Source organism: Vibrio sp. ZF57, from assembly GCF_001691235.1.
GTDB classification, from domain to species: Bacteria; Pseudomonadota; Gammaproteobacteria; order Enterobacterales; family Vibrionaceae; genus Vibrio; species Vibrio crassostreae_C.
Map to the genome: position 1 here is coordinate 43268 of NZ_MAKD01000093.1, position 20943 is coordinate 64210.

Consider the following 20943-nt stretch of genomic DNA (forward strand, 5'->3'; position numbering starts at 1 on the left):
AGTGAACTTCTAAAGTATTATCGCAGGTTGAGGAGAGCGTTTTCTTATTGTCGTTTAAGCTCAATCTAACAACCCACGTTATGTGGAATTTTTCCTGCTATCTAAATCATCAACCCTTAAATGCGAACATCATTCATTTGTTATGGATGACCTTCTCAGGAAGCTAGTTTATCAAGTAGCCAACCTAAATAGACATATTGATGATCAGTAGCAAGCGAGCACTTAAATTAATTTAAGATTAGTTAATCATAAGCTAATGCCATTACAAGGCAAAAACACTTTAAACAAAATTTACCGTCAGCTCATGGTTTTGTCCAAAATTTGACGAAAAATGTAAGAAAGCGTGGGCAAGAAGTCCAAAAAATCAAAAACTGTACCCCAGAAAAGCAACAAGCCAGAAGTAAGACTTCTGGCTTGTTTAGGTTCTAATCGCGTTTTATACCGCTTTTACTTCAATCACACCACCGGCAATCAAGTTCGCTTCAGAGGCTACTTTAAGCATTTTAGTACGCTTGGTTCTATCAATCACATCACCGACTAACTGACCACACGCGGCATCAATATCATCACCACGAGTCTTACGAACGGTTACTGTGTAGTTGTATTCCATCAGCGTTTTTTGGAAGCGATCAATACGAGAGTTGCTTGGCTTCTTATAAGGCGACCCCGGGTAAGGGTTGAATGGAATCAAGTTGATCTTACAAGGCGTCTCTTTCATTAGCTCAGCAAGTTCACGTGCGTGATCCATATCATCATTCACATGATCCAATAACACGTACTCAACCGTTACTTTACCGCGGTTAGCATTTGAAGATGCAATGTAACGACGAACAGATGCTAGGAAGTCTTGGATATCCCAACGGTCGTTGATCGGCATGATTTGGCTACGTAGTGCATCGTTTGGCGCATGTAGAGAAATAGCCAATGCGACATCGATGTTGTCTGTCATTTGGTCAAGGCCAGAAACAACACCAGAAGTTGATACGGTTACACGACGCTTAGACAGTGCGAAACCTAGATCATCAAGCATGATTTCTAATGATGGCATTAGGTTCTTCATGTTCAATAGAGGCTCGCCCATACCCATCATTACAACGTTAGTAATTGGACGACGACCGGTTTCTTTTTCTAGGCCGATTTCGCGAGATGCACGCCAGATTTGGCCAACAATCTCTGAAACTTTTAGGTTACGGTTGAAGCCTTGTTGAGCTGTAGAACAGAACTTACATTCAAGTGCACAACCAACCTGTGAAGATACACATAGCGTCGCACGGTCACCATCTGGGATGTATACCGTTTCAACGTCTTGGTCGCCAACGCTCATCGCCCATTTAATTGTGCCATCTGAAGAGTGTTGAGCTTCAGAAACAACAGGTGCAACAATCTCACAGCGACGTTGAAGTTTCTCACGTAACTTTTTGTTGATGTTATTCATTTGTTCGAAGTCATCGACACCGAAGTGATAAATCCACTTCATCACTTGCTCTGCTCGAAACGCTTTCTCATTCAGTTCTTCTGTGAAAAATTTACGAAGACCTTTACGATCAAAATCGAGTAGATTGACTTTAGCTGTGGTCATGATGCCTCTCAATGACGGAACAATAATTAAGGGCGCGAATTGTACAGGCTTTACGCATGTTCAACAAGGGCTGTAAAACCCTGTGTTTACTAAGACATTCAAACTTAAGTGATTAAAGTTTGAACAGCTACCTTTCATTACTTACAATTCTGGAAATAAGAATAAGATTCCCAACTACGCTCCTGCGTCGCTATCGGGAATGACGTAAAAACTTACTCAGTCACTTTCCATTCATAGTCACCAGTTCCTAAAACCTCGTCATTCCAGAATCGAGGGACGAGATATCAGGAATCTCTAACTTCAACAGAGATTCCCGACTGCGGTCCTTAGTCACTATCGGGAATGACGACTAGGTAAACTATCTCTAACGTAAAATCCACTTACAAAAAAGGCCTCACCGAAGTGAAGCCTTTAGAATCATTTGCTGTGCCGATTATTGAGCTGGGCGTGGGCAAATTTCAGATTCTGGGAAGAAGAATTCGATTTCGCGAGCTGCAGACTCAGGGCTGTCGCTGCCGTGAACTGAGTTGTAACGCATGCTGATTGCGTAGTCAGCACGGATAGTACCGCATGCCGCTTCTTCTGGGTTTGTTTTACCCATAAGTTCACGGTAACGAGCGATAGCGTTTTCGCCTTCAAGCACTTGAACCATGATAGGACCAGAAGTCATAAACTCTTTAAGAGCTGGGAAGAACTCTTTGCCTTCATGTTCAGCGTAGAAGCCACTCGCTTGCTCTTCAGTAAGACGAACCATTTTAGCAGCAATAATTTCTAGGCCTGCTTTTTCGATACGGTGGTAGATTTCACCAACAAGGTTACGCTTAACTGCATCCGGCTTAACAATTGAGAACGTTCTTTCTAGAGCCATAGGGATTCCTTCACTTCATTTTTTTGTTATTAAATACTGAAATTACTGAGATCTTTCGATCTGAGCTTTATGAATGAGCGGCACAAAATACCGCTCACCCTTATTATTATTTTGCTTGGTCGATAAGAAGACGAGCCAGTGTGCGAACGCCCATACCCGTTGCGCCTGCCGCCCACTTGTCACTTGCTGACTTACGGTAAGTACCCGCGCAATCCATATGAATCCAACCTTTTTTGTAATCATCTACAAAGTAAGAAAGGAATGCCGCTGCTGTACTTGCACCCGGTGTGTAATCGCCTGTGCTGATGTTTGAAAGATCAGCAAAGTTTGAAGGCAACATACCACGGTGGAAATCAGCAAGAGGCAGTGGCCATAAGCCTTCTTTCTCTTGGTTTGCCGCTGTTAGCGCTTGGTGAGACAACTCATCATCGAAGCTTAATAGTGCGTGGTAGTCGTTACCTAATGCGTTTTTAGCCGCGCCTGTTAGCGTTGCACAGTCGATGATCAGCTCAGGGCTTTGTGCACTTGCGTACATCAGGCCATCAGCTAGCACTAAGCGACCTTCCGCATCAGTGTTCATGATCTCAACTGTTTTACCGTTTTTGTAGGTAATGATATCGCCAAGCTTCAATGCGCGACCAGAGATCATGTTCTCTGCGCAACATAGAATAAGCTTGATGCGCTTGTTAAGACCGCGTTCAATCGCAAGACCTAAACCACCAGTAATCGTTGCTGCGCCACCCATGTCAGCTTTCATCGCTGTCATGAATTGGCCTGGCTTGATACTGTAACCGCCCGAATCGAACGTAATACCTTTACCGACTAAACAAGCAAATACAGGTGCGTTTTCATCGCCTGTTGGGTTGAAGTCCAGTTGCAGCATTGCTGATGTACGCTCAGAGCCACGGCCGACCGCGTAGATGCCTTCCCAACCTTCGGTTAGTAGATCCTTGTCTTTAACAATCTTCGCTTTAACAGTGCCCGCTGGTGCCACTGACTTGATGTATTCTGCAGCCATTGTCGCAAGTTGACGAGGTGCCACTTCTTCAGCGGTTTTATTGATAATGTCACGCGTCCAGTCAGTTGCGCGAATACGAGCTTCAAGCTCAGTTTGATCGGCTTCTGAAAGTGCATCCCATTCCAATGCATTCTTTTTCTTTGGTCCACGGTAGCCTTGGTAGAAAGCCCAAACGCTTTCTAGATCCCAACCTTCACCACGAAGTGAAACGAATGCGATACCTTGTCCGTCAAGCGTACGACCCGCACGTTGAACTGCGCCTAGATCGTGGCCTTCACCAATGTGAATTGTCGCTCCCGCTTCTGAGAACGATAAAATAGCTCTTGCTCCCCACTGAGGCTGGGCAGCTTCTTGACTTAAAAATACTGGCATCTGTGTAGACATGATTTCTCCTTGTCATGAACCACTTCGAGAGTGTGATTCTGATTATTTTTTATTAGCTCACTGATGTTAGCATTATGTAGGAGGAAAATGTCATTTTGATAAAAAAACGGACCATAAGGTCCGCTTTTTTTAGTAAGAATTGTTAACTTGGCTGCGTTTTATATTGGACTGATGCCAACCCGCGACCAAATCATCAGATAAGAGGATTAATCCATCTCATCCATCCAGCACAAAATAATAGCCTCTAAGATTTTTTCATTCGAGTGGTTAGGCTCGTCGTCGAACTCTTCAAGGTCTAGCACCCATTGATGCAGATCGGTAAAACGTACCGTTTTAGGATCAGTATCAGGGTACAAATCACATAGCTCAATTGCGATATCTCGCGAATCAATCCACTTCAAGCTCATAACACTTCCTTATATTTATCAGCGACGCTCTGTCACCTTTATGATCTATATTCTAGGCCAGTTTTCTTAGTATGTTTGTCTAAGCAATAACTCTCTCAGTCATCGCTGTATTAGCCATGACTGAGAACAGGTTCTTAATGGTCTTCAGAAGCCAGGTTCAACGTGTACTTTGGAATCTCTACAACAAGATCCGTATCAGCCACTTTAGCTTGGCAACCCAAGCGAGATTCCATCTCTAAGCCCCATGCTTTATCTAGCATGTCGTCTTCTAGATCATCACTCTCTTCTAAAGAATCGAAGCCTTCACGAATCACGACGTGACATGTTGTACATGCACACGATTTTTCACATGCGTGTTCAATACCAATACCGGCCTTCAATGCAACATCAAGAACCGTCTCACCAGTTTTTGCTTCTAAAACAGCGCCTTCTGGACATAGATCTTCGTGAGGTAAAACAATAATCTTTGGCATGTTTATCTATTCTCTAACTATTAAATATTATCGACTGACTGACCTGACAGTGCAGCACGAATTGATTTATCCATACGACGAGAAGCAAAGTCTTGGCTCGCTTTGTCGGTATTCTTAATTTCTAGTTCAATAGCATCAGCGTTGTCGCCATTACGCACTTCAATCAGTGCTTCAATCGCTTGAACAAGTTGTTGTTTGCCTTGCTCATCAAGTAGCTCGTCACCGTCGGCTTGCATTGCAGCGATAAGGCCTTCGATAACGCGATCCGCTTCTACGCGTTGCTCAGCAAGAGCACGCGCTTGCATGTCTTCTTTTGCAAACGTCATCGAATCTTTCAGCATGCTAGCCACTTCGTTGTCGCTTAGACCGTAAGAAGGCTTAACTTGGATTTCAGCTTGAACGCCAGTGCTCTTCTCCATTGCGGTAACCGATAGCAGGCCATCAGCATCCACTTGGTAAGTAACACGAATATGAGCAGCACCTGCAGTCATCGGCGGGATGCCTTTCAGAGCAAATCGAGCCAGTGAACGACAGTCATCAACCATCTCACGCTCGCCTTGCACGGTGTGTACTGTCATTGCAGTTTGACCGTCTTTGAACGTGGTAAACTCTTGTGCACGAGCAACTGGGATCGTGGTATTACGAGGGATGATCTTTTCGACTAAGCCACCCATGGTTTCGATACCCAGTGACAGAGGGATAACATCCAATAGCAGCATCTCAGAGTCAGGCTTGTTGCCAACTAAGATATCCGCTTGAATCGATGCGCCAATCGCAACCACTTCATCAGGGTTAATACTGGTTAATGGAGTACGACCAAAGAAGCCACCGACCATTTCACGAACAAGTAAGGTACGAGTTGAACCACCTACCATCACGACTTCTAGTACTTCATCCGCGTCAACTTCCGCATCTTTCAGTGCTCGGCGGCACGAAAGCAGCGTTTTCTTAACTAGTGGCTTGATGATCTCTTCGAACTCTTCACGAGTTAAAGAGCCAGACCAACCTAGTGCTTCAACATTAACGCTTTCAGCTTCAGATAAGCCAATCTTCGCTTCTGTTGCTGCGTCTAGAAGAATACGGTTCTGTTCTGCTGTCAGCTCTAACAAGCCCATTTGCTCTTGGAAATGATCCGCAATTAAATGGTCAAAGTCATCGCCGCCTAATGCAGAGTCACCACCGGTTGCTAAAACTTCGAAGACACCTTTAGACAGGCGTAGGATAGAGATATCAAACGTACCACCGCCTAAGTCATAAACAGCGATTACCCCTTCTTTACCTGAATCCAAGCCATAAGCAATCGCAGCTGCAGTGGGTTCATTAAGAAGACGTAACACATGAAGACCAGCAAGTTGCGCTGCGTCTTTGGTACCTGCACGTTGTGCATCATCAAAGTACGCAGGGACGGTAATCACGGCACCAGCCAATTCACCACCTAACGTCGACTCAGCACGTTGACCGAGTGCACGAAGAATATCTGCAGATACTTGAATTGGGTTCTTATTTCCTTGCGCTGTGTTAATCACAGGCAGGCCATTATCACTTTCTTCAAACTGATATGGCAGAGATGGGTATCGCTGTTGAATATCTGACAGTGAACGACCGATTAATCGCTTAACTGAGATAATGGTATTTTTAGGATCAGTTTGTGCATTTACACGCGCTTCATCACCAGTGGTGTACGACTCTGACTGATAGTGAACAACGGAAGGGAGAATACTGCGACCTTGTTGATCAACAAGCGTGCTTGCCTCACCACTGCGCACTGACGCAACCAATGAGTTTGTTGTACCTAAATCAATACCCACTGCAAGCTTGTGCTGGTGAGGAGCGGCGCTTTGCCCTGGTTCTGCAATCTGAAGTAGTGCCATGGATGTGTCCTTGTTATACGAACTAGCCGATCAAACGATCTTCAACTAACTCGATTTCATTCTTTAATTTTGCAATAAACTTAAGCTTTCTTACTCGGTCTGCAGCTTCTAACCAAGCTTCGCTGTCGAGTTCTTGTTGGATAGCGCTTAATTGTTGTTTATACATTTTGCTAACCTTTCCTTCAAATGCAAACAAAGCATCTTCAGGATCAGAACTGTCGGCGATATCTTCCAGCTCTTCACGCAATTCCATTTGCTCCATCAGGAACATAGGATCTTGCATAGTCTGCTGCTCACCACGAATATCCTCACCATGTTGAACTAACAGGTATTCAGCGCGGCTGACTGGATTTTTCAACACCTGGTACGCATCATTGATTTGCGCAGCTTTTTGCACAGCCAGCAAGCGATCTCGCTCAGAAGCCGTGGCAAATTTATCAGGATGGAATTGGCGTTGCAGATCTCTAAACTGAGAAGAAAGAAGGCTACCATCCAGTTGAAACTGAAGTGGTAGCCCAAATAATTCGAAATGATTCATGTAACGGTGGTCCTAAGTTTAGGCTCTTTACTTAGAGCCTAATTTTATTCTTCGCTCATTATAAACGCTCAACGATTGAGGCGTTTATACATTGAAGCTCTCACCACAACCACATTCGCCTTTCGCGTTAGGGTTGTTGAATTCAAAACCTTCGTTTAGGCCTTCTTTTACGTAATCAAGCTCAGTACCGTCTAGGTAAACTAGGCTCTTTGGATCAATGATGACCTTAACACCTGAATGCTCGAACACTTCGTCTTCTTCGTTGAGCTCGTCAACGAATTCCAGTACATACGCCATACCCGAACAGCCAGTAGTTTTTACCGCTAAGCGCAACCCGATACCTTTACCTCGGTTATCTAGGAAAGCTTGAACTCGGCTTGCTGCCGTATCTGTCATGGTGATGGCCATACTACAACCTTGTGTTTTATATAAATTGAGAACTCATGGGGAGCACAAAGGGTGCTCCCAAATATTACTTTTTTGAAGTGATTACGTTGTAGAAACGATTAGTGCTTCTTTTTGTAATCCGCAACCGCTGCTTTGATTGCATCTTCAGCAAGAATTGAACAGTGAACTTTCACTGGTGGCAACTCTAGCTCTTCTGCGATTTCAGAGTTTTTAATAGCAGCTGCTTCATCAATACTTTTACCTTTAACCCACTCAGTGACTAGTGAGCTAGAAGCGATTGCGCTACCGCAACCGTAAGTCTTGAATTTTGCGTCTTCAATAATACCTTCTGCAGATACTTTGATTTGCAGTTTCATTACGTCACCACAAGCTGGTGCGCCAACCATGCCGCTACCTACACTTGGATCTTCTTTATCAAACGAACCTACGTTACGTGGGTTTTCGTAGTGATCAATTACTTTTTCGCTATATGCCATGATAGTTACCTCGAATCCTCTATTTCCGTGAGATTAGTGATGAGCCCACTCAACAGTGTTCAAATCAATCCCTTCTTTATACATATCCCATAGAGGAGACATGTCGCGTAATTTGTTTACCGCTACACGAATTTGTGCAATCGCGTAGTCGATTTCTTCTTCCGTAGTGAAACGGCCGAATGAAAAACGTACTGAGCTGTGTGCCAGTTCATCGTTTAAGCCAAGAGCGCGTAAAACGTATGAAGGCTCAAGACTCGCTGATGTACATGCAGAACCTGATGATACCGCTAAGTCTTTTAAAGACATAAGCAGAGATTCACCTTCAACGAAAGCAAAGCTCACGTTTAGGTTATGTGGTACACGTTGATCTAAGTCGCCATTTACCGTTACTGCTTCTAGATCTTGAACCCCTTTCAATAGACGCTCGCGAAGTGCTAGTGCGTGGTCATAATCTTTCTGCATGTCTTGTTTAGCGACAGCAAAAGCTTCACCCATACCCACGATTTGGTGAGTAGCAAGCGTACCAGAACGGAAACCACGTTCGTGACCTCCACCGTGCATCTGTGCTTCAAGACGAATACGTGGCTTACGACGAACGTACAAAGCACCAATGCCTTTAGGGCCGTATGCTTTGTGTGCAGAAAGAGAGATAAGGTCAACTTTCATCTCTTTTACATCTAGTGGGATTTTACCCGCAGACTGAGCCGCATCAACGTGGAAGATGATCTTGCGTGAACGACATAATTCGCCGATTGCAGAGATATCTTGGATTACACCAATCTCGTTGTTTACGTGCATGATAGAAACAAGAACCGTATCTTCACGCATTGCTGCTTGTAGCTTGTCTAAATCAATGATGCCGTTTGCTTCAGGCTCAAGGTAAGTCACCTCAAAACCTTCACGCTCTAGTTGGCGACATGGATCAAGAACCGCTTTATGTTCTGTTTTACACGTGATTACGTGCTTACCTTTCTTCTCGTAAAAGTGCGCTGCACCTTTGATAGCAAGGTTGTCTGACTCTGTAGCACCTGACGTGAAAACAATCTCACGTGGGTCTGCATTTAGTAGATCGGCAATTTGCTCACGAGCATTATCTACTGATTCTTCTGCCTGCCAGCCGTAACGGTGTGAACGAGATGCAGGGTTACCGAAGTTACCGTCCATCGTCATGCACTGAACCATTTTTTCAGCAACACGTGGATCGACTGGGCATGTAGCTGAATAGTCAAAGTAAATAGGCAGTTTCATTTTCTACTCCAATGTAAAAACTGACCGCTAAGAGCGGGCATTAACACCGTGAGGTGCTGCACTAATCGTTGTAGTGCTCGTATTTTTATGTGCAAAACCATTATTAACCGCAAGATCGATATCTTGACGATCAGAAATCTCTAAAACTTCGTTATCTTTCATTAGCTCACCGAGCGTAATGTCATTTAAGAAGCTGCTGATTCGGGAGCTTAAATCACGCCAAAGAGTGTGAGTTAAACAACGACTACCACCTTGGCAATCTGCTCGACCGTGACACTTAGTTGCATCAACTGATTCGTCTACTGCAGCAATTACAGTTCCGACAGCGATGTCGCTCGCTTCAGCACCTAAACGGTAACCACCGCCAGGACCACGAACACTAGCAACTAAGCCAGCTTTACGTAACTTAGAAAATAGCTGTTCTAAGTAAGATAATGAGATGCCCTGTCGCTCTGAAATATCAGCCAGAGGAACTGGGCTTTTTTGCGAATGCAGTGCTACATCTAGCATAGCTGTTACCGCATATCTTCCTTTAGATGTAAGTTTCATATCACACCGAATCCACATTGTTTATGTGGTTGGAATCTTCCCATACCCGACTAAATTGGTCAAGTATTTAGTTGACTATTTTAGTCAGGTATTCACCCTTAGGGTTTGTGAGGGTTTTATTTGTCGTTTTTGCTCTTCTCAATTGAAGTCAAAATGCCGCGTAGAGTGTTGATCTCTTGCAACTCTGGACGAGCTCGACTGAACAGACGACGTAGTTTATTCATCACCTGACCTGGCTTATCCTTAGAGATAAATTGGGTATCAATGATCACTTTTTCAAGGTGCTCATAGAACATTTCTAGTTCTTCGTGACGAGGGTACTCATCTTGTTGCTGTGGCTGATATTGGCTAGCGACCATATCAAGGTGAGCTACACGCACTTCGTAGCTCAGAGTCTGCACTGCCATTGCTAGGTTTAGCGAGCTGTATTCAGGGTTAGCTGGGATACATACATGGAAGTGGCACTTCTGAAGCTCATCGTTAGTCAAGCCAGTACGTTCACGGCCGAACACTAATGCGACTGGGTGCTTTTGACCTTCAATCGCAAACTTTTGTCCACACTCACGAGGCTCAAGCATTGGCCATTCAAGCGTACGTGAACGTGCACTCGAACCAACCACCAAACCACAGTCTTTTACGGCTTCGTCTAATGTAGAAACGATGGTCGCGTTTTCTGCGATGTCACCTGCACCCGCAGCCAGTGCTAAGGTCTGCTCGTCAACTTCACATTGAGGGTCTACAAGAACTAATTGACTCAAACCCATCACTTTCATTGCGCGAGCTGCTGATCCGATATTTCCCGAATGAGACGTACCAACCAGAACGACTTTTACATTGTCTAACATGCTATATGACACCACTTTAAAAATAATCGCGAGATATTAACACATAGCAAAGTAAAATGGTCAGACCCTTCGCGTAATGTGAAACCAAGAGTTCAAAAAATAACCACTTCCCTTTTGGTAAAACTTTGGTATACTCGCCGCCGCTTTAAATTGTTCTTTAACATCTTGTGGGAAAAACCATATGCATCCAATGCTAAACATTGCGATACGCGCTGCGCGTAAAGCTGGCAACCATATTGCTAAATCTCTAGAAACAACTGATAAGATCGAATCGTCTCTAAAAGGTAACAACGATTACGTTACTAACATTGCTCAAGAAGCTGAGTACATGATCATTGAGACAATCAAAGCATCTTACCCAGAGCACAGCATTATTTCTGAAGAGAAAGGCCTGACTGAAGGTAAAGACTCTGATGTACAATGGATCGTTGACCCACTGGATGGCACCAACAACTTTGTAAAAGGTTTCCCTCACTTCTCTGTATCTATCGCTGTTCGCATGAACGGTCGTACAGAAGTTGCTTGTGTTTATGACCCAATGCTAAACGAGCTATTCACAGCTCAACGTGGCGCTGGCGCTCAACTTAACAACGCTCGTATGCGTGTTACTCAACTAAAAGACCTTCAAGGTACTGTTCTAGCGACTGGTTTCCCATTCAAGCAAAAACAACACTCTGAATCTTTCATGAAGATCATCTCTGGTCTATTCATCGACTGTGCTGATTTCCGTCGTACAGGTTCTCCTGCTCTTGACCTATGTTACCTAGCAGCTGGCCGTGTTGATGGTTACCTAGAACTTGGCCTTAAGCCATGGGATCTAGCAGCTGGCGATCTAATCGCTCGTGAAGCTGGTGCTATCATGACTGACTTTGCTGGCGGTACTGATTACATGACTTCTGGTAATGTTGTTGCTTCAAGCGCACGTGGTGTTAAGTCTATTCTTAAGCACGTTCGTGAGAACGCTAACGAAGGTATGCTGAAGTAATTCAGACCTTACGTTAACGCTCCCTATTTTAAGGGCGCATAAAAATTCCAAAGCCTCGCTATATAGCTATAGCGAGGCTTTTTTGTATCTGCGATACGAGATACGAGATACGAGATACGAGATACGAGATACGAGATACGAGATACGAGATACGATCAGGATGTCTCTTAGTGAAATGAAGTTCAACATACTTCAACGCTAAATTGTATTGAGCTTCCCTAGAATACAGACGTAAAAAAACCGCTAGTTGCCTAGCGGTTTTTTTGGTTTAGCGAAACTTATTAAGCCAAGGCCTAAGGCATCTCGTCAAACTCTTCACCTTCTTTGTCCACTTGTGGTGGCATTAGGTGTTCACGCGTAATACCTAACTTCATAGCCAGTGCAGATGCAACGTAGATAGAAGAGTAAGTACCAACCGTAATACCCAGTAGAAGTGCAGTCGCGAAGCCGTGAATCATAGCGCCGCCCTGAACGAACAGTGCGATAACTACGAATAACGTGGTACCAGAAGTGATCAATGTACGGCTCAATGTTTGTGTGATTGAGCTGTTCAGTACTTCAGGTGCTTCACCCTTACGCATCTTACGGAAGTTCTCACGGATACGGTCGAATACAACAATGGTATCGTTGAGGGAGTAACCGACGACCGTTAGCAAGGCTGCTACGATGGTAAGGTCGACCTCAATTTGCATTAGAGAGAACACACCCAGAGTGATGATAACGTCGTGCGCCAGTGCTAATACTGCACCCGCAGCCAAACGCCATTCAAATCGCACTGATACGTAGATCAAGATACAGATAAGAGAAACTAGAATAGCAAGGCCACCCGCTTCTGTTAATTCGTCACCCACGTTAGGACCAACGAACTCGATACGACGCATTTCAACTTGCTCACCAGTACCATTCTCAATAGCAGAAAGGATTTGGTTACCAAGCGTTTCGCCCGCTACGCCATCACGTGGACGTAAACGAACCATCACATCACGAGCTGAACCGAAGTTCTGTACCGTTGCATCACCAAAGCCTTCGGCTTCTAGTGCACTACGAATATCAGGAAGGTGTGCCGGTTGTTCAAAACCAACTTCAATCAGAGTACCGCCAGTAAAATCTAGACCCCAGTTCAACGATTTCGTTGTTAGGGTGAAGATAGCAGTACCAATCATCAAGATAGAAAAAACAAAGGCAACCTTTGACCAACGCATAAAGTCGATCATTTTGTCTGCTTTTAGAATCTGAAACATATTAATTCCTAGCCTTAGATCGACAGTTTTTTAACGCGTTTGCCGCCATACATCAGGTTCACGATACAACGTGTTCCGATAATAGCTGTAAACATTGAAGTCAAGATACCGATAGACAGCGTTACCGCGAAGCCTTTGATAGCACCCGTACCCACAGCAAATAGAATGATTGCTGTTAGTAGTGTGGTGATGTTGGCATCGGCGATTGTGCTGAATGCGTTCGCGTAACCTTGGTGAATCGCTTGTTGTGGACTGCGTCCATCTCGAAGCTCTTCACGTATACGCTCAAAGATCAGAACGTTCGCATCAACCGCCATACCAACCGTTAATACGATACCGGCAATACCTGGTAGGGTCATGGTAGCCCCCGGAATCATCGACATAACACCGATAATCAAAACCAAGTTAGCCATTAGCGCAACGTTCGCAATCAGACCAAAGCTACGGTAGTAGAGCAGCGTAAACAGCATTACAGCAGCCATACCCCAAACCATCGCCATGATACCCATATCGATGTTTTGCTGACCCATAGATGGACCAATGGTACGTTCTTCTACAATCGAGATAGGCGCAATCAATGCACCAGCACGCAGTAGAAGTGCCAAGTTATGAGCTTCAGCCGTTGAATCGATACCAGTAATACGGAAGTTACGGCCTAGCGCAGATTGAATCGTCGCTTGGTTAATCACTTCTTCGTGCTTACTCAAGATAACTCGACCTTCCGGTGTTTTACGACCGCTGTCTTTGTACTCTGCAAATACCGTTGCCATTAGCTTACCGATATTCTGACGAGAGAATGCAGACATCTTGCTACCACCTTCGCTGTCTAGCGAGATGTTAACTTGAGGACGACCATATTCATCAACACTTGAGCTTGCATCAGTAATACTTGAGCCGCCTAGAATAACGCGCTTCTTAAGTACCACAGGACGACCATCTCGATCTTGCTTGATTTCGCTACCCGCAGGGGCACGACCAGAAGCGGCAGCGGCTAAGTCAGCACTGCTATCCACTTCACGGAACTCAAGCGTCGCGGTAGCACCAAGAATTTCTTTAGCGCGAGCCGTGTCTTGAACACCAGGCAATTCCACTACGATACGGCTAGAGCCTTGACGTTGAACCAAAGGTTCAGCAACACCAAGTTCGTTAACACGGTTACGTAGAATGGTAATGTTTTGCTCTACCGCATAGTTGCGGATTTCTTGAAGACGAGTCTCTGTGAAGCTAGCAACCAAAGAAAAACGACCATTAGATTCAGAATCTACAAACGTCATGTCTTGGTGCTTAGATTGCAGTAGCGATTTAGCTTCAGCAAGTTGCTCGGCGTTACGTAGAATCACTTCAACCGCATCTTTACCAGACGGGCGAATTGCACGGTAACGGATTTTCTCTTCACGAAGTTCACTACGGAACGCTTCTTCTTGTTGGCCAACCAGCTTTTGCATCGCAGCGTCCATATCCACTTCCATCAAGAAGTGAACACCACCACGTAGGTCAAGACCAAGCTTCATTGGTGCAGCACCAATAGATTCAAGCCAATCAGGAGTTGAAGCCGCTAAGTTTAAAGCAACGATTACATCTTCATCTAATGCTTCAGTGATGACATCACGGGCACTGATTTGAGAGTCTGTATCGTTAAAGCGAACAAGAATGGAACCGTTTTCTAGAGCAACGGATTTAGTAGAAAGGTTTTCAGCTTCAAGAGCATTGGTGACAGCATCCAGCGTAGACATATCTACAGAGGCGCCGCGCGCCCCTGTAACTTGAACTGCCGGATCTTCACCGTATATATTCGGAAGTGCGTACAACGCAGCGATGGCGATAGTAAACACCACCATCAGGTACTTCCATAACGGGTAACGGTTTAGCACAGCGAGGATCCTCTAGCTGTTTATAGAGATTTCAGAGTACCTTTTGGTAGCACTGCTGTAACGAAGTCTTTCTTGATAACTACTTCGTTGTTTGCATTCAGTTCGATAGCAACGTAGTCACTGTCTTCTGCAATCTTAGTGATCTTGCCGATTAGGCCGCCGCTTGTAAGAACTTCATCGCCTTTGCCCATAGAAGACATAAGGTTCTTGTGCTCTTTAACACGCTTAGCTTGTGGACGGTAGATCATGAAGTAGAAGATCACAGCGAACATACCTAGCATGATAAGCATTTCGAAACCGCCGCCTGCTGGTGCACCTTCTGCTGCTGCGTGAGCTTGAGAAATAAACATTTAAAACATCCTCTATTTATATTTTCGTAATTGTTTGTCTAATTGGGTTGCATCCCTTTATTTTCAAGCCCCATCACTCGGAAGAGAGATAGGGCTCGCAAAAAAGAAATACTAAGATTCTTTACCTAGTGGTGGCACTTCACGCCCCATTCTTGCGTAGAACTCTGCAACGAACTCTTCAAAGCGGTCTTCATCGATAGACTGACGAATGTCTGACATTACTCGTTGGTAGAAACGCAGGTTATGAATCGTGTTCAGTCGAGCACCTAGGATTTCGTTACAACGATCCAAATGGTGTAAGTACGACTTGCTGTAGTTCTTACAAGTGTAACAGTCACACTCTGAATCTAGTGGTGTTGTATCGGTTTTATGCTTCGCATTACGGATCTTGATCACACCTTCAGTCACAAACAGGTGGCCGTTACGTGCATTTCGCGTTGGCATTACACAGTCAAACATGTCGATACCGCGACGAACACCTTCAACCAAGTCTTCCGGTTTGCCTACGCCCATTAGGTAACGTGGCTTATCTTCTGGCAGTTGAGGACATGTGTGCTCAAGAATGCGGTGCATATCTTCTTTTGGTTCGCCTACTGCTAGGCCACCTACTGCGTAACCGTCAAAACCAATTTCTGTTAGGCCTTTAACGGATACATCACGAAGGTCTTCGTACACGCCACCTTGAACGATACCGAACAGTGAGTTCGGGTTTTCAAGTTTGTCGAAGTGGTTACGTGAACGCTCAGCCCAACGAAGAGACATCTCCATTGAGTCTTTTGCTTCTTTGTGTGTCGCAGGGTAAGGCGTACACTCATCGAAGATCATTACGATGTCTGAACCTAAATCTTTTTGGATTTCCATAGACTTCTCAGCGTCCATGAAGATCTTGTCACCGTTTACAGGGTTACGGAAATGAACACCCTCTTCAGTGATTTTACGCATTGCACCTAGGCTGAATACTTGAAAGCCGCCTGAATCAGTCAGGATAGGACCGTGCCAGTTCATGAAATCGTGCAGGTCACCGTGCATTTTCATGATTTCTTGACCAGGACGTAGCCATAGGTGGAATGTGTTACCTAATAGGATTTCAGCACCTGTGTCTTTTACTTCTTCAGGTGTCATACCTTTAACAGTACCGTAAGTACCTACAGGCATGAATGCTGGGGTTTCAACGGTACCGCGTTCAAACTGAAGTTGACCACGACGTGCGCCGCTATTAGTTTTTTTAAGTTCGTATTTTAATTTCACGAAGCCTCCAATATGCCAGAGAAACAATCTGACTGTTAATTCAGAACCTTAGGCCAAACAAAAGTTCAGTCTAGTGGGTTCTATGAGGAGCGGTCGCGTATTCCTTGCGAGAGATTAGACAGACACCCTGCCCGACTCCTAGCTTACTGCTAGCACCCGTAAATTCTAATGTATATCGTTTATAACTAGCTTAAATTAGCTTGTTTTCTTATTGATGAACATGGCATCACCGTAGCTGAAGAAACTATATTCGCTCTTCACTGCGTGATCGTATGCGCCCATCACGTTGTCGTAACCTGCAAATGCACTCACCAACATAATCAGTGTTGATTCTGGCAAGTGGAAGTTGGTAATCAAGCAATCCACCAACTGGTATTCATAGCCAGGGAAGATGAAGATTTCTGTATCACCAAAGAAAGGAACGAGCTCAGTGCCTTTCTTCAATGCATCTTGAGCTGCACTTTCTAGTGAGCGTACTGATGTTGTACCAACAGCAATAATACGGCCGCCACGGGCTTTTGCTGCAGCTACGGCGTCAACCACTTCTTGCGGCACTTCAACGTACTCAGCATGCATGTGGTGATCGTTAATATTATCAACTTTTACTGGCTGGAACGTACCAGCACCAACATGAAGCGTCACGTAAGCAAACTCAACACCTTTTTCTTTCATGTCAGCCATTAGCTTGTCATCAAAGTGAAGGCCTGCTGTTGGCGCTGCAACCGCACCCGGCTTTTCATTATAGACAGTCTGGTAGCGCTCTTTATCTGCATCTTCATCAGGACGATCGATGTAAGGAGGCAGTGGCATGTGACCAACACTGTTAAGAATCTCTAAAACGCTTTGATCGGATGTGAAATGGATTTCGAATAACGCATCGTGACGCGCCACCATTTCAGCTTCATATTCATCGTTCTCACCAAGGAACAACTTGGTACCCGGCTTCGGTGATTTAGAACAACGAACATGCGCAAGAATGCTTTTCTCATCAAGCATACGTTCAACCAGCACTTCAAGCTTACCGCCTGATGCCTTGCGACCAAATACACGAGCTGGAATCACTCGAGTGTTATTGAAAACAACAAGATCGCCTGGCTCAACCAAGTCTAAAACGTCTTTAAACGAACCATCAGCTAGGTTACCGCTGTTGCCATCTAATTTAAGCAGGCGGCTTGCTGTACGCTCCTCTTGAGGGTAGCGAGCAATGAGTTCATCTGGTAGGTCAAAGTGAAAATCTGAAACTTGCATGTGTCTAGTCTTGTCTTAGTTGATGAGATTTGTGCCGTTGACGAATCATAAATCGTAGTTGCTGGATAATCGTTACGGTAAGTCAATCGTTACCAGAAACACATCGCAAACACGACTAAAAATTTCGCAGTGGGCTAGTATAGGCACACGAGCCGCAATAGCAAGGTTTACAGCACTGGATTATTGTAAAGAGGCGTAAAATAATGCGACTGATTCACCTCCTCAAGCTAAAGAATTAGTTGCATAAAACTCACCCAAGAATGCGTCAGATCTCAGTTATTTTTTGGATAAAAAACTATAGTAATAGCAACAAATAAAAAAGAAGGAGGTTCGTATGATCAAGGTTGAAGATATGATGACTCGCAACCCTCATACCCTATTGCGCTCACACTCACTGGCCGATGCTAAGCACATGATGGAAGCACTTGATATCCGCCATATTCCGGTCGTCGATTCCGACAGGCAACTACTAGGTGTCGTCACACAGCGAGACGTTCTCGCCGCTCAAGAATCCAGCCTACAAAACATCCCACAAGCTCAATCTTTTACTCTTGCTACTCCCCTCAACGACATCATGCACAAAAGTGTTATGTCGGTAGAGCCGCGTGCAGGATTAAAAGAATCGGCTATCTACATGCAGAAACATAAAGTGGGCTGTTTACCTGTCGTAGAAAACCACGAACTAGTAGGCATTATTACAGACAGCGATTTTGTCACGATAGCGATCAATTTACTGGAGCTGCAAGAAGAAGTAGAGCCAGAAGAAGCGGAAGTAGAGTAACGCTCGGAATTGATATAAAGAAGAGCGGCCAATTCAGCCGCTCAGAGGGATTGTTGTCGCAGCGGATTATTATAGAAGCTCAGATACCACATCCGCTAATTGATGGAATGTCTCACGACGCGAAGAGCTTGGTCGCCAGACAAGGCCAATATCTCGGTAGGCCTGCTGACCAGGAGGATCGATCACAACGAGATTCTGGTTTTCCAATAAACCGTGGTCGATCGCCATTTGCGGAATAAAGGTGGTTCCTAAACCATTGGCCACCATTTGCACCAATGTGTGAAGGCTCGTCGCAGTGAACGGGTTGATCTTCTCTTTATCCGTTAACTTACAAGCCGACACAGCATGCTCGGTTAAGCAATGCTCGTTCTCCAACAAAAATACAGATTCGTCTGGCAGGTCATCGTATTTAATCGGAACGCGAATACCATCAGCTTGATTGCGACTGATCACCATCCGGAAAGGGTCTTGCCCAACAACTTGGCTTTCCATATTGTCGATATCGACAGGCAAAGCCAGAATCAGCACATCTAAATCTCCATGACGCAGCGCAGCCAATAGGTTGGTCGTTGTGTCTTCACGTAACAGCAAATTTAATTGTGGAAAGCGCTGGTTGGCTTCCTGTACCAAATCGCACAAAAGGAACGGCGCTATAGTAGGAATACACCCGACTCGCAGCTGCCCTTGCATCGCATCCCCGTTACATAGATTTCCAAGCTCTACGAGATCTTGTCCTTTCGCTAGTAGCTCTCGACCGTGCTTGACCACCAGCTCACCTGCTTGCGTGAAAACTAGCGGGCTCTTTTTATCTTTCTTCTCATAAAGCGGGCAACCAATCAGCTCTTCTAGGTTTTGAATGCCTTTACTTAGCGTAGATTGACTGACGAAACAGCGATCTGCGGCATCACTGAAATGACGAGTTTCGTGAAGAGTAACAAGATAGTGAAGTTGCTTAAGACTTGGCCATTTATTCATGAAATTACTTTGTAATATGAGTAGGATAAGTTAGGTAAAGGTCATTCGACCTAAGGACAGGACAAAGAATAAGCTTATCGCTTTTTTCGATTAACTTAATCTATTTAATTCGCTTTTTTCTATAGTACCGATTGTACTATAGTTTGTCCCGTAGAAACGGAGCCCAAACAAAGATGTGTTGGGCCAACTAATTTTTTAGGAGATTCCAAAATGGTACTAGTAGGTCGTCAAGCCCCTGACTTTACTGCAGCAGCTGTTCTAGGTAACGGTGAGATCGTTGATAACTTCAACTTCGCAGAATTCACTAAAGGTAAGAAAGCTGTAGTTTTCTTCTACCCACTAGACTTCACTTTCGTTTGTCCTTCAGAGCTAATCGCTTTCGACAACCGTCTTGAAGATTTCCAAGCTAAAGGCGTTGAAGTAATCGGTGTTTCTATCGATTCTCAATTCTCTCACAACGCATGGCGTAACACTGCTATCGCTGATGGCGGTATCGGTCAAGTTAAATACCCTCTAGTTGCTGACGTTAAGCACGAGATCTGCAAAGCATACGATGTTGAGCACCCAGAAGCAGGCGTTGCTTTCCGTGGTTCTTTCCTAATCGACGCTGACGGCCTTGTACGTCACCAAGTAGTTAACGATCTTCCACTAGGTCGTAACATCGACGAAATGCTACGCATGGTAGACGCACTAAACTTCCACGAGAAGAACGGTGAAGTTTGTCCTGCACAATGGGAAGAAGGCAAATCAGGTATGGACGCATCTCCAAAAGGTGTTGCAGCATTCCTATCTGAGCACGCTGACGACCTAAGCAAGTAATTACCTCTTAAGCCCGAGCTCAACGCGGGTTAATGGTTGGAAGATTCTCTTTAAAGAGACATAAAGCATAAGCTAATAGCGCAAAGCGCACCGCCAATCAGTTAAGAAGTAAAGTCCTATTAAAAGCCCGAAGTTAACGCTTCGGGCTTTTTGTTTTCCCCTCCTCGCTCCCCTAGACTGACTCTTGTAATAGATAATTGAGGTAGCGATAAACCTAAACTTTACCTCTATTTTCCCTTATCCCCATCTATTCAGAATCACACCTAGATTGCTATTATTTCATCAGTATCTTTTTGAACGGATAAACACGATGAACACCGAAATTGAAGTCTGTATCGATAACTTAGAATCTCTGCATAACGCACTATCTGGTGGCGCGAGTCGAATTGAGCTTTGCTCTTCATTAGCACTTGGCGGACTAACTCCAAGCTTCGGAATGATGAAACAAGCGGCAATAGTTTCGTCGGTTCCGGTCTACGCTATGATACGCCCAAGACAAGGCGACTTCATTTTCGATAACGACGATATGCTCTGTATGCTTGAAGATATTGAAGCTTGCGCAAATGCAGGATTGGATGGGGTCGTACTTGGTGTGTTAGCGCCGAACGGAAGTATTGATATGCCAAAGATGCAACAACTGGCTGACAAAGCGCACTTGTTAAAGCTTGGGATTACCTTCCACAGAGCCATCGATCAAAGCTCTGATTTCCAAGCAGCATTAGAACAAATCATTACACTTGGATGCGAAAGAGTCCTGGTAC

Annotated in this window: 22 protein-coding genes; 4 read left to right on the top strand and 18 right to left on the bottom strand. The window is 44.7% G+C overall.

Features of this window, described 5'->3' with window-relative positions:
• Positions 1–436: 436 nt before the first annotated feature.
• From A6D97_RS14125 to trmJ, 12 genes are all read right to left on the bottom strand, one after another.
• On the bottom strand, positions 437–1579 hold the full coding sequence (locus A6D97_RS14125; RefSeq protein WP_017065614.1) for a bifunctional tRNA (adenosine(37)-C2)-methyltransferase TrmG/ribosomal RNA large subunit methyltransferase RlmN: 1143 nt from the start codon (positions 1577–1579) through the stop codon (positions 437–439).
• A 433-nt stretch (positions 1580–2012) separates the two neighbouring features.
• A complete protein-coding gene (gene ndk, locus A6D97_RS14130; protein ID WP_016797173.1) occupies positions 2013–2447 on the bottom strand; it encodes a nucleoside-diphosphate kinase in 435 nt (144 codons plus the stop codon).
• A 106-nt stretch (positions 2448–2553) separates the two neighbouring features.
• On the bottom strand, positions 2554–3849 hold the full coding sequence (gene pepB / locus A6D97_RS14135) for an aminopeptidase PepB (RefSeq protein WP_065584659.1): 1296 nt from the start codon (positions 3847–3849) through the stop codon (positions 2554–2556).
• A gap of 206 nt (positions 3850–4055) precedes the next feature.
• Positions 4056–4256 (bottom strand): Fe-S cluster assembly protein IscX, encoded by a 201-nt coding sequence (iscX, locus tag A6D97_RS14140; RefSeq protein WP_004740335.1) that lies wholly within the window; start codon positions 4254–4256, stop codon positions 4056–4058.
• A 134-nt stretch (positions 4257–4390) separates the two neighbouring features.
• Positions 4391–4729 (bottom strand): ISC system 2Fe-2S type ferredoxin, encoded by a 339-nt coding sequence (gene fdx / locus A6D97_RS14145; protein WP_010440525.1) that lies wholly within the window; start codon positions 4727–4729, stop codon positions 4391–4393.
• 20 nt (positions 4730–4749) lie between these two features.
• A complete protein-coding gene (gene hscA / locus A6D97_RS14150) occupies positions 4750–6600 on the bottom strand; it encodes a Fe-S protein assembly chaperone HscA (protein WP_017062518.1) in 1851 nt (616 codons plus the stop codon).
• A gap of 22 nt (positions 6601–6622) precedes the next feature.
• Complete coding sequence (gene hscB / locus A6D97_RS14155) at positions 6623–7138, bottom strand: co-chaperone HscB (RefSeq protein ID WP_010440522.1); 516 nt, start codon at positions 7136–7138, stop codon at positions 6623–6625.
• Positions 7139–7222: 84 nt separating this feature from the next.
• On the bottom strand, positions 7223–7546 hold the full coding sequence (iscA, locus tag A6D97_RS14160; RefSeq protein ID WP_010440519.1) for an iron-sulfur cluster assembly protein IscA: 324 nt from the start codon (positions 7544–7546) through the stop codon (positions 7223–7225).
• Between the two features lie 98 nt (positions 7547–7644).
• Positions 7645–8022, bottom strand: coding sequence for a Fe-S cluster assembly scaffold IscU (gene iscU, locus A6D97_RS14165; RefSeq protein ID WP_004735094.1), 378 nt, complete (start codon positions 8020–8022; stop codon positions 7645–7647).
• 33 nt (positions 8023–8055) lie between these two features.
• The gene (locus A6D97_RS14170) at positions 8056–9270 is read right to left on the bottom strand and encodes an IscS subfamily cysteine desulfurase (protein ID WP_010440514.1); all 1215 of its coding nucleotides are present in this window, start codon (positions 9268–9270) and stop codon (positions 8056–8058) included.
• Between the two features lie 27 nt (positions 9271–9297).
• Positions 9298–9819 (bottom strand): Fe-S cluster assembly transcriptional regulator IscR, encoded by a 522-nt coding sequence (gene iscR, locus A6D97_RS14175; RefSeq protein WP_010440512.1) that lies wholly within the window; start codon positions 9817–9819, stop codon positions 9298–9300.
• 116 nt (positions 9820–9935) lie between these two features.
• Entirely contained in the window at positions 9936–10664 is a 729-nt protein-coding gene (trmJ, locus tag A6D97_RS14180) for a tRNA (cytosine(32)/uridine(32)-2'-O)-methyltransferase TrmJ (RefSeq protein ID WP_017062835.1), read from the bottom strand.
• A gap of 181 nt (positions 10665–10845) precedes the next feature.
• Between trmJ and suhB the strand changes: the two genes are divergently transcribed.
• On the top strand, positions 10846–11649 hold the full coding sequence (suhB, locus tag A6D97_RS14185) for an inositol-1-monophosphatase (protein WP_017062836.1): 804 nt from the start codon (positions 10846–10848) through the stop codon (positions 11647–11649).
• Positions 11650–11942: 293 nt separating this feature from the next.
• Here suhB and secF read toward each other — a convergent pair whose 3' ends face one another.
• The 5 genes from secF to queA all read right to left on the bottom strand — a co-directional run bounded on the left by secF (position 11943) and on the right by queA (position 17607).
• The gene (gene secF, locus A6D97_RS14190) at positions 11943–12890 is read right to left on the bottom strand and encodes a protein translocase subunit SecF (protein ID WP_017062837.1); all 948 of its coding nucleotides are present in this window, start codon (positions 12888–12890) and stop codon (positions 11943–11945) included.
• Positions 12891–12904: 14 nt separating this feature from the next.
• Positions 12905–14761, bottom strand: coding sequence for a protein translocase subunit SecD (gene secD / locus A6D97_RS14195; protein WP_081326292.1), 1857 nt, complete (start codon positions 14759–14761; stop codon positions 12905–12907).
• A 20-nt stretch (positions 14762–14781) separates the two neighbouring features.
• Positions 14782–15111, bottom strand: coding sequence for a preprotein translocase subunit YajC (yajC, locus tag A6D97_RS14200; RefSeq protein ID WP_010440492.1), 330 nt, complete (start codon positions 15109–15111; stop codon positions 14782–14784).
• A 111-nt stretch (positions 15112–15222) separates the two neighbouring features.
• A complete protein-coding gene (gene tgt, locus A6D97_RS14205) occupies positions 15223–16359 on the bottom strand; it encodes a tRNA guanosine(34) transglycosylase Tgt (RefSeq protein ID WP_017056177.1) in 1137 nt (378 codons plus the stop codon).
• A 195-nt stretch (positions 16360–16554) separates the two neighbouring features.
• A complete protein-coding gene (gene queA / locus A6D97_RS14210; RefSeq protein ID WP_065584660.1) occupies positions 16555–17607 on the bottom strand; it encodes a tRNA preQ1(34) S-adenosylmethionine ribosyltransferase-isomerase QueA in 1053 nt (350 codons plus the stop codon).
• Between the two features lie 334 nt (positions 17608–17941).
• Here queA and A6D97_RS14215 point away from each other — a divergent pair, with 334 nt between their 5' ends.
• Positions 17942–18388, top strand: coding sequence for a CBS domain-containing protein (locus tag A6D97_RS14215; RefSeq protein WP_017062524.1), 447 nt, complete (start codon positions 17942–17944; stop codon positions 18386–18388).
• Positions 18389–18457: 69 nt separating this feature from the next.
• On the opposite strand, the gene A6D97_RS14220 is transcribed toward A6D97_RS14215, so the two are convergent.
• Positions 18458–19363 (bottom strand): hydrogen peroxide-inducible genes activator, encoded by a 906-nt coding sequence (locus A6D97_RS14220; RefSeq protein ID WP_017062525.1) that lies wholly within the window; start codon positions 19361–19363, stop codon positions 18458–18460.
• Positions 19364–19573: 210 nt separating this feature from the next.
• On the opposite strand from A6D97_RS14220, the gene A6D97_RS14225 reads away from it, so the two are divergent.
• Positions 19574–20182, top strand: coding sequence for a peroxiredoxin C (locus A6D97_RS14225; RefSeq protein WP_004740353.1), 609 nt, complete (start codon positions 19574–19576; stop codon positions 20180–20182).
• 310 nt (positions 20183–20492) lie between these two features.
• Positions 20493–20943: copper homeostasis protein CutC (locus tag A6D97_RS14230; protein WP_276202728.1), on the top strand; the 451-nt coding region annotated here is incomplete at its 3' end.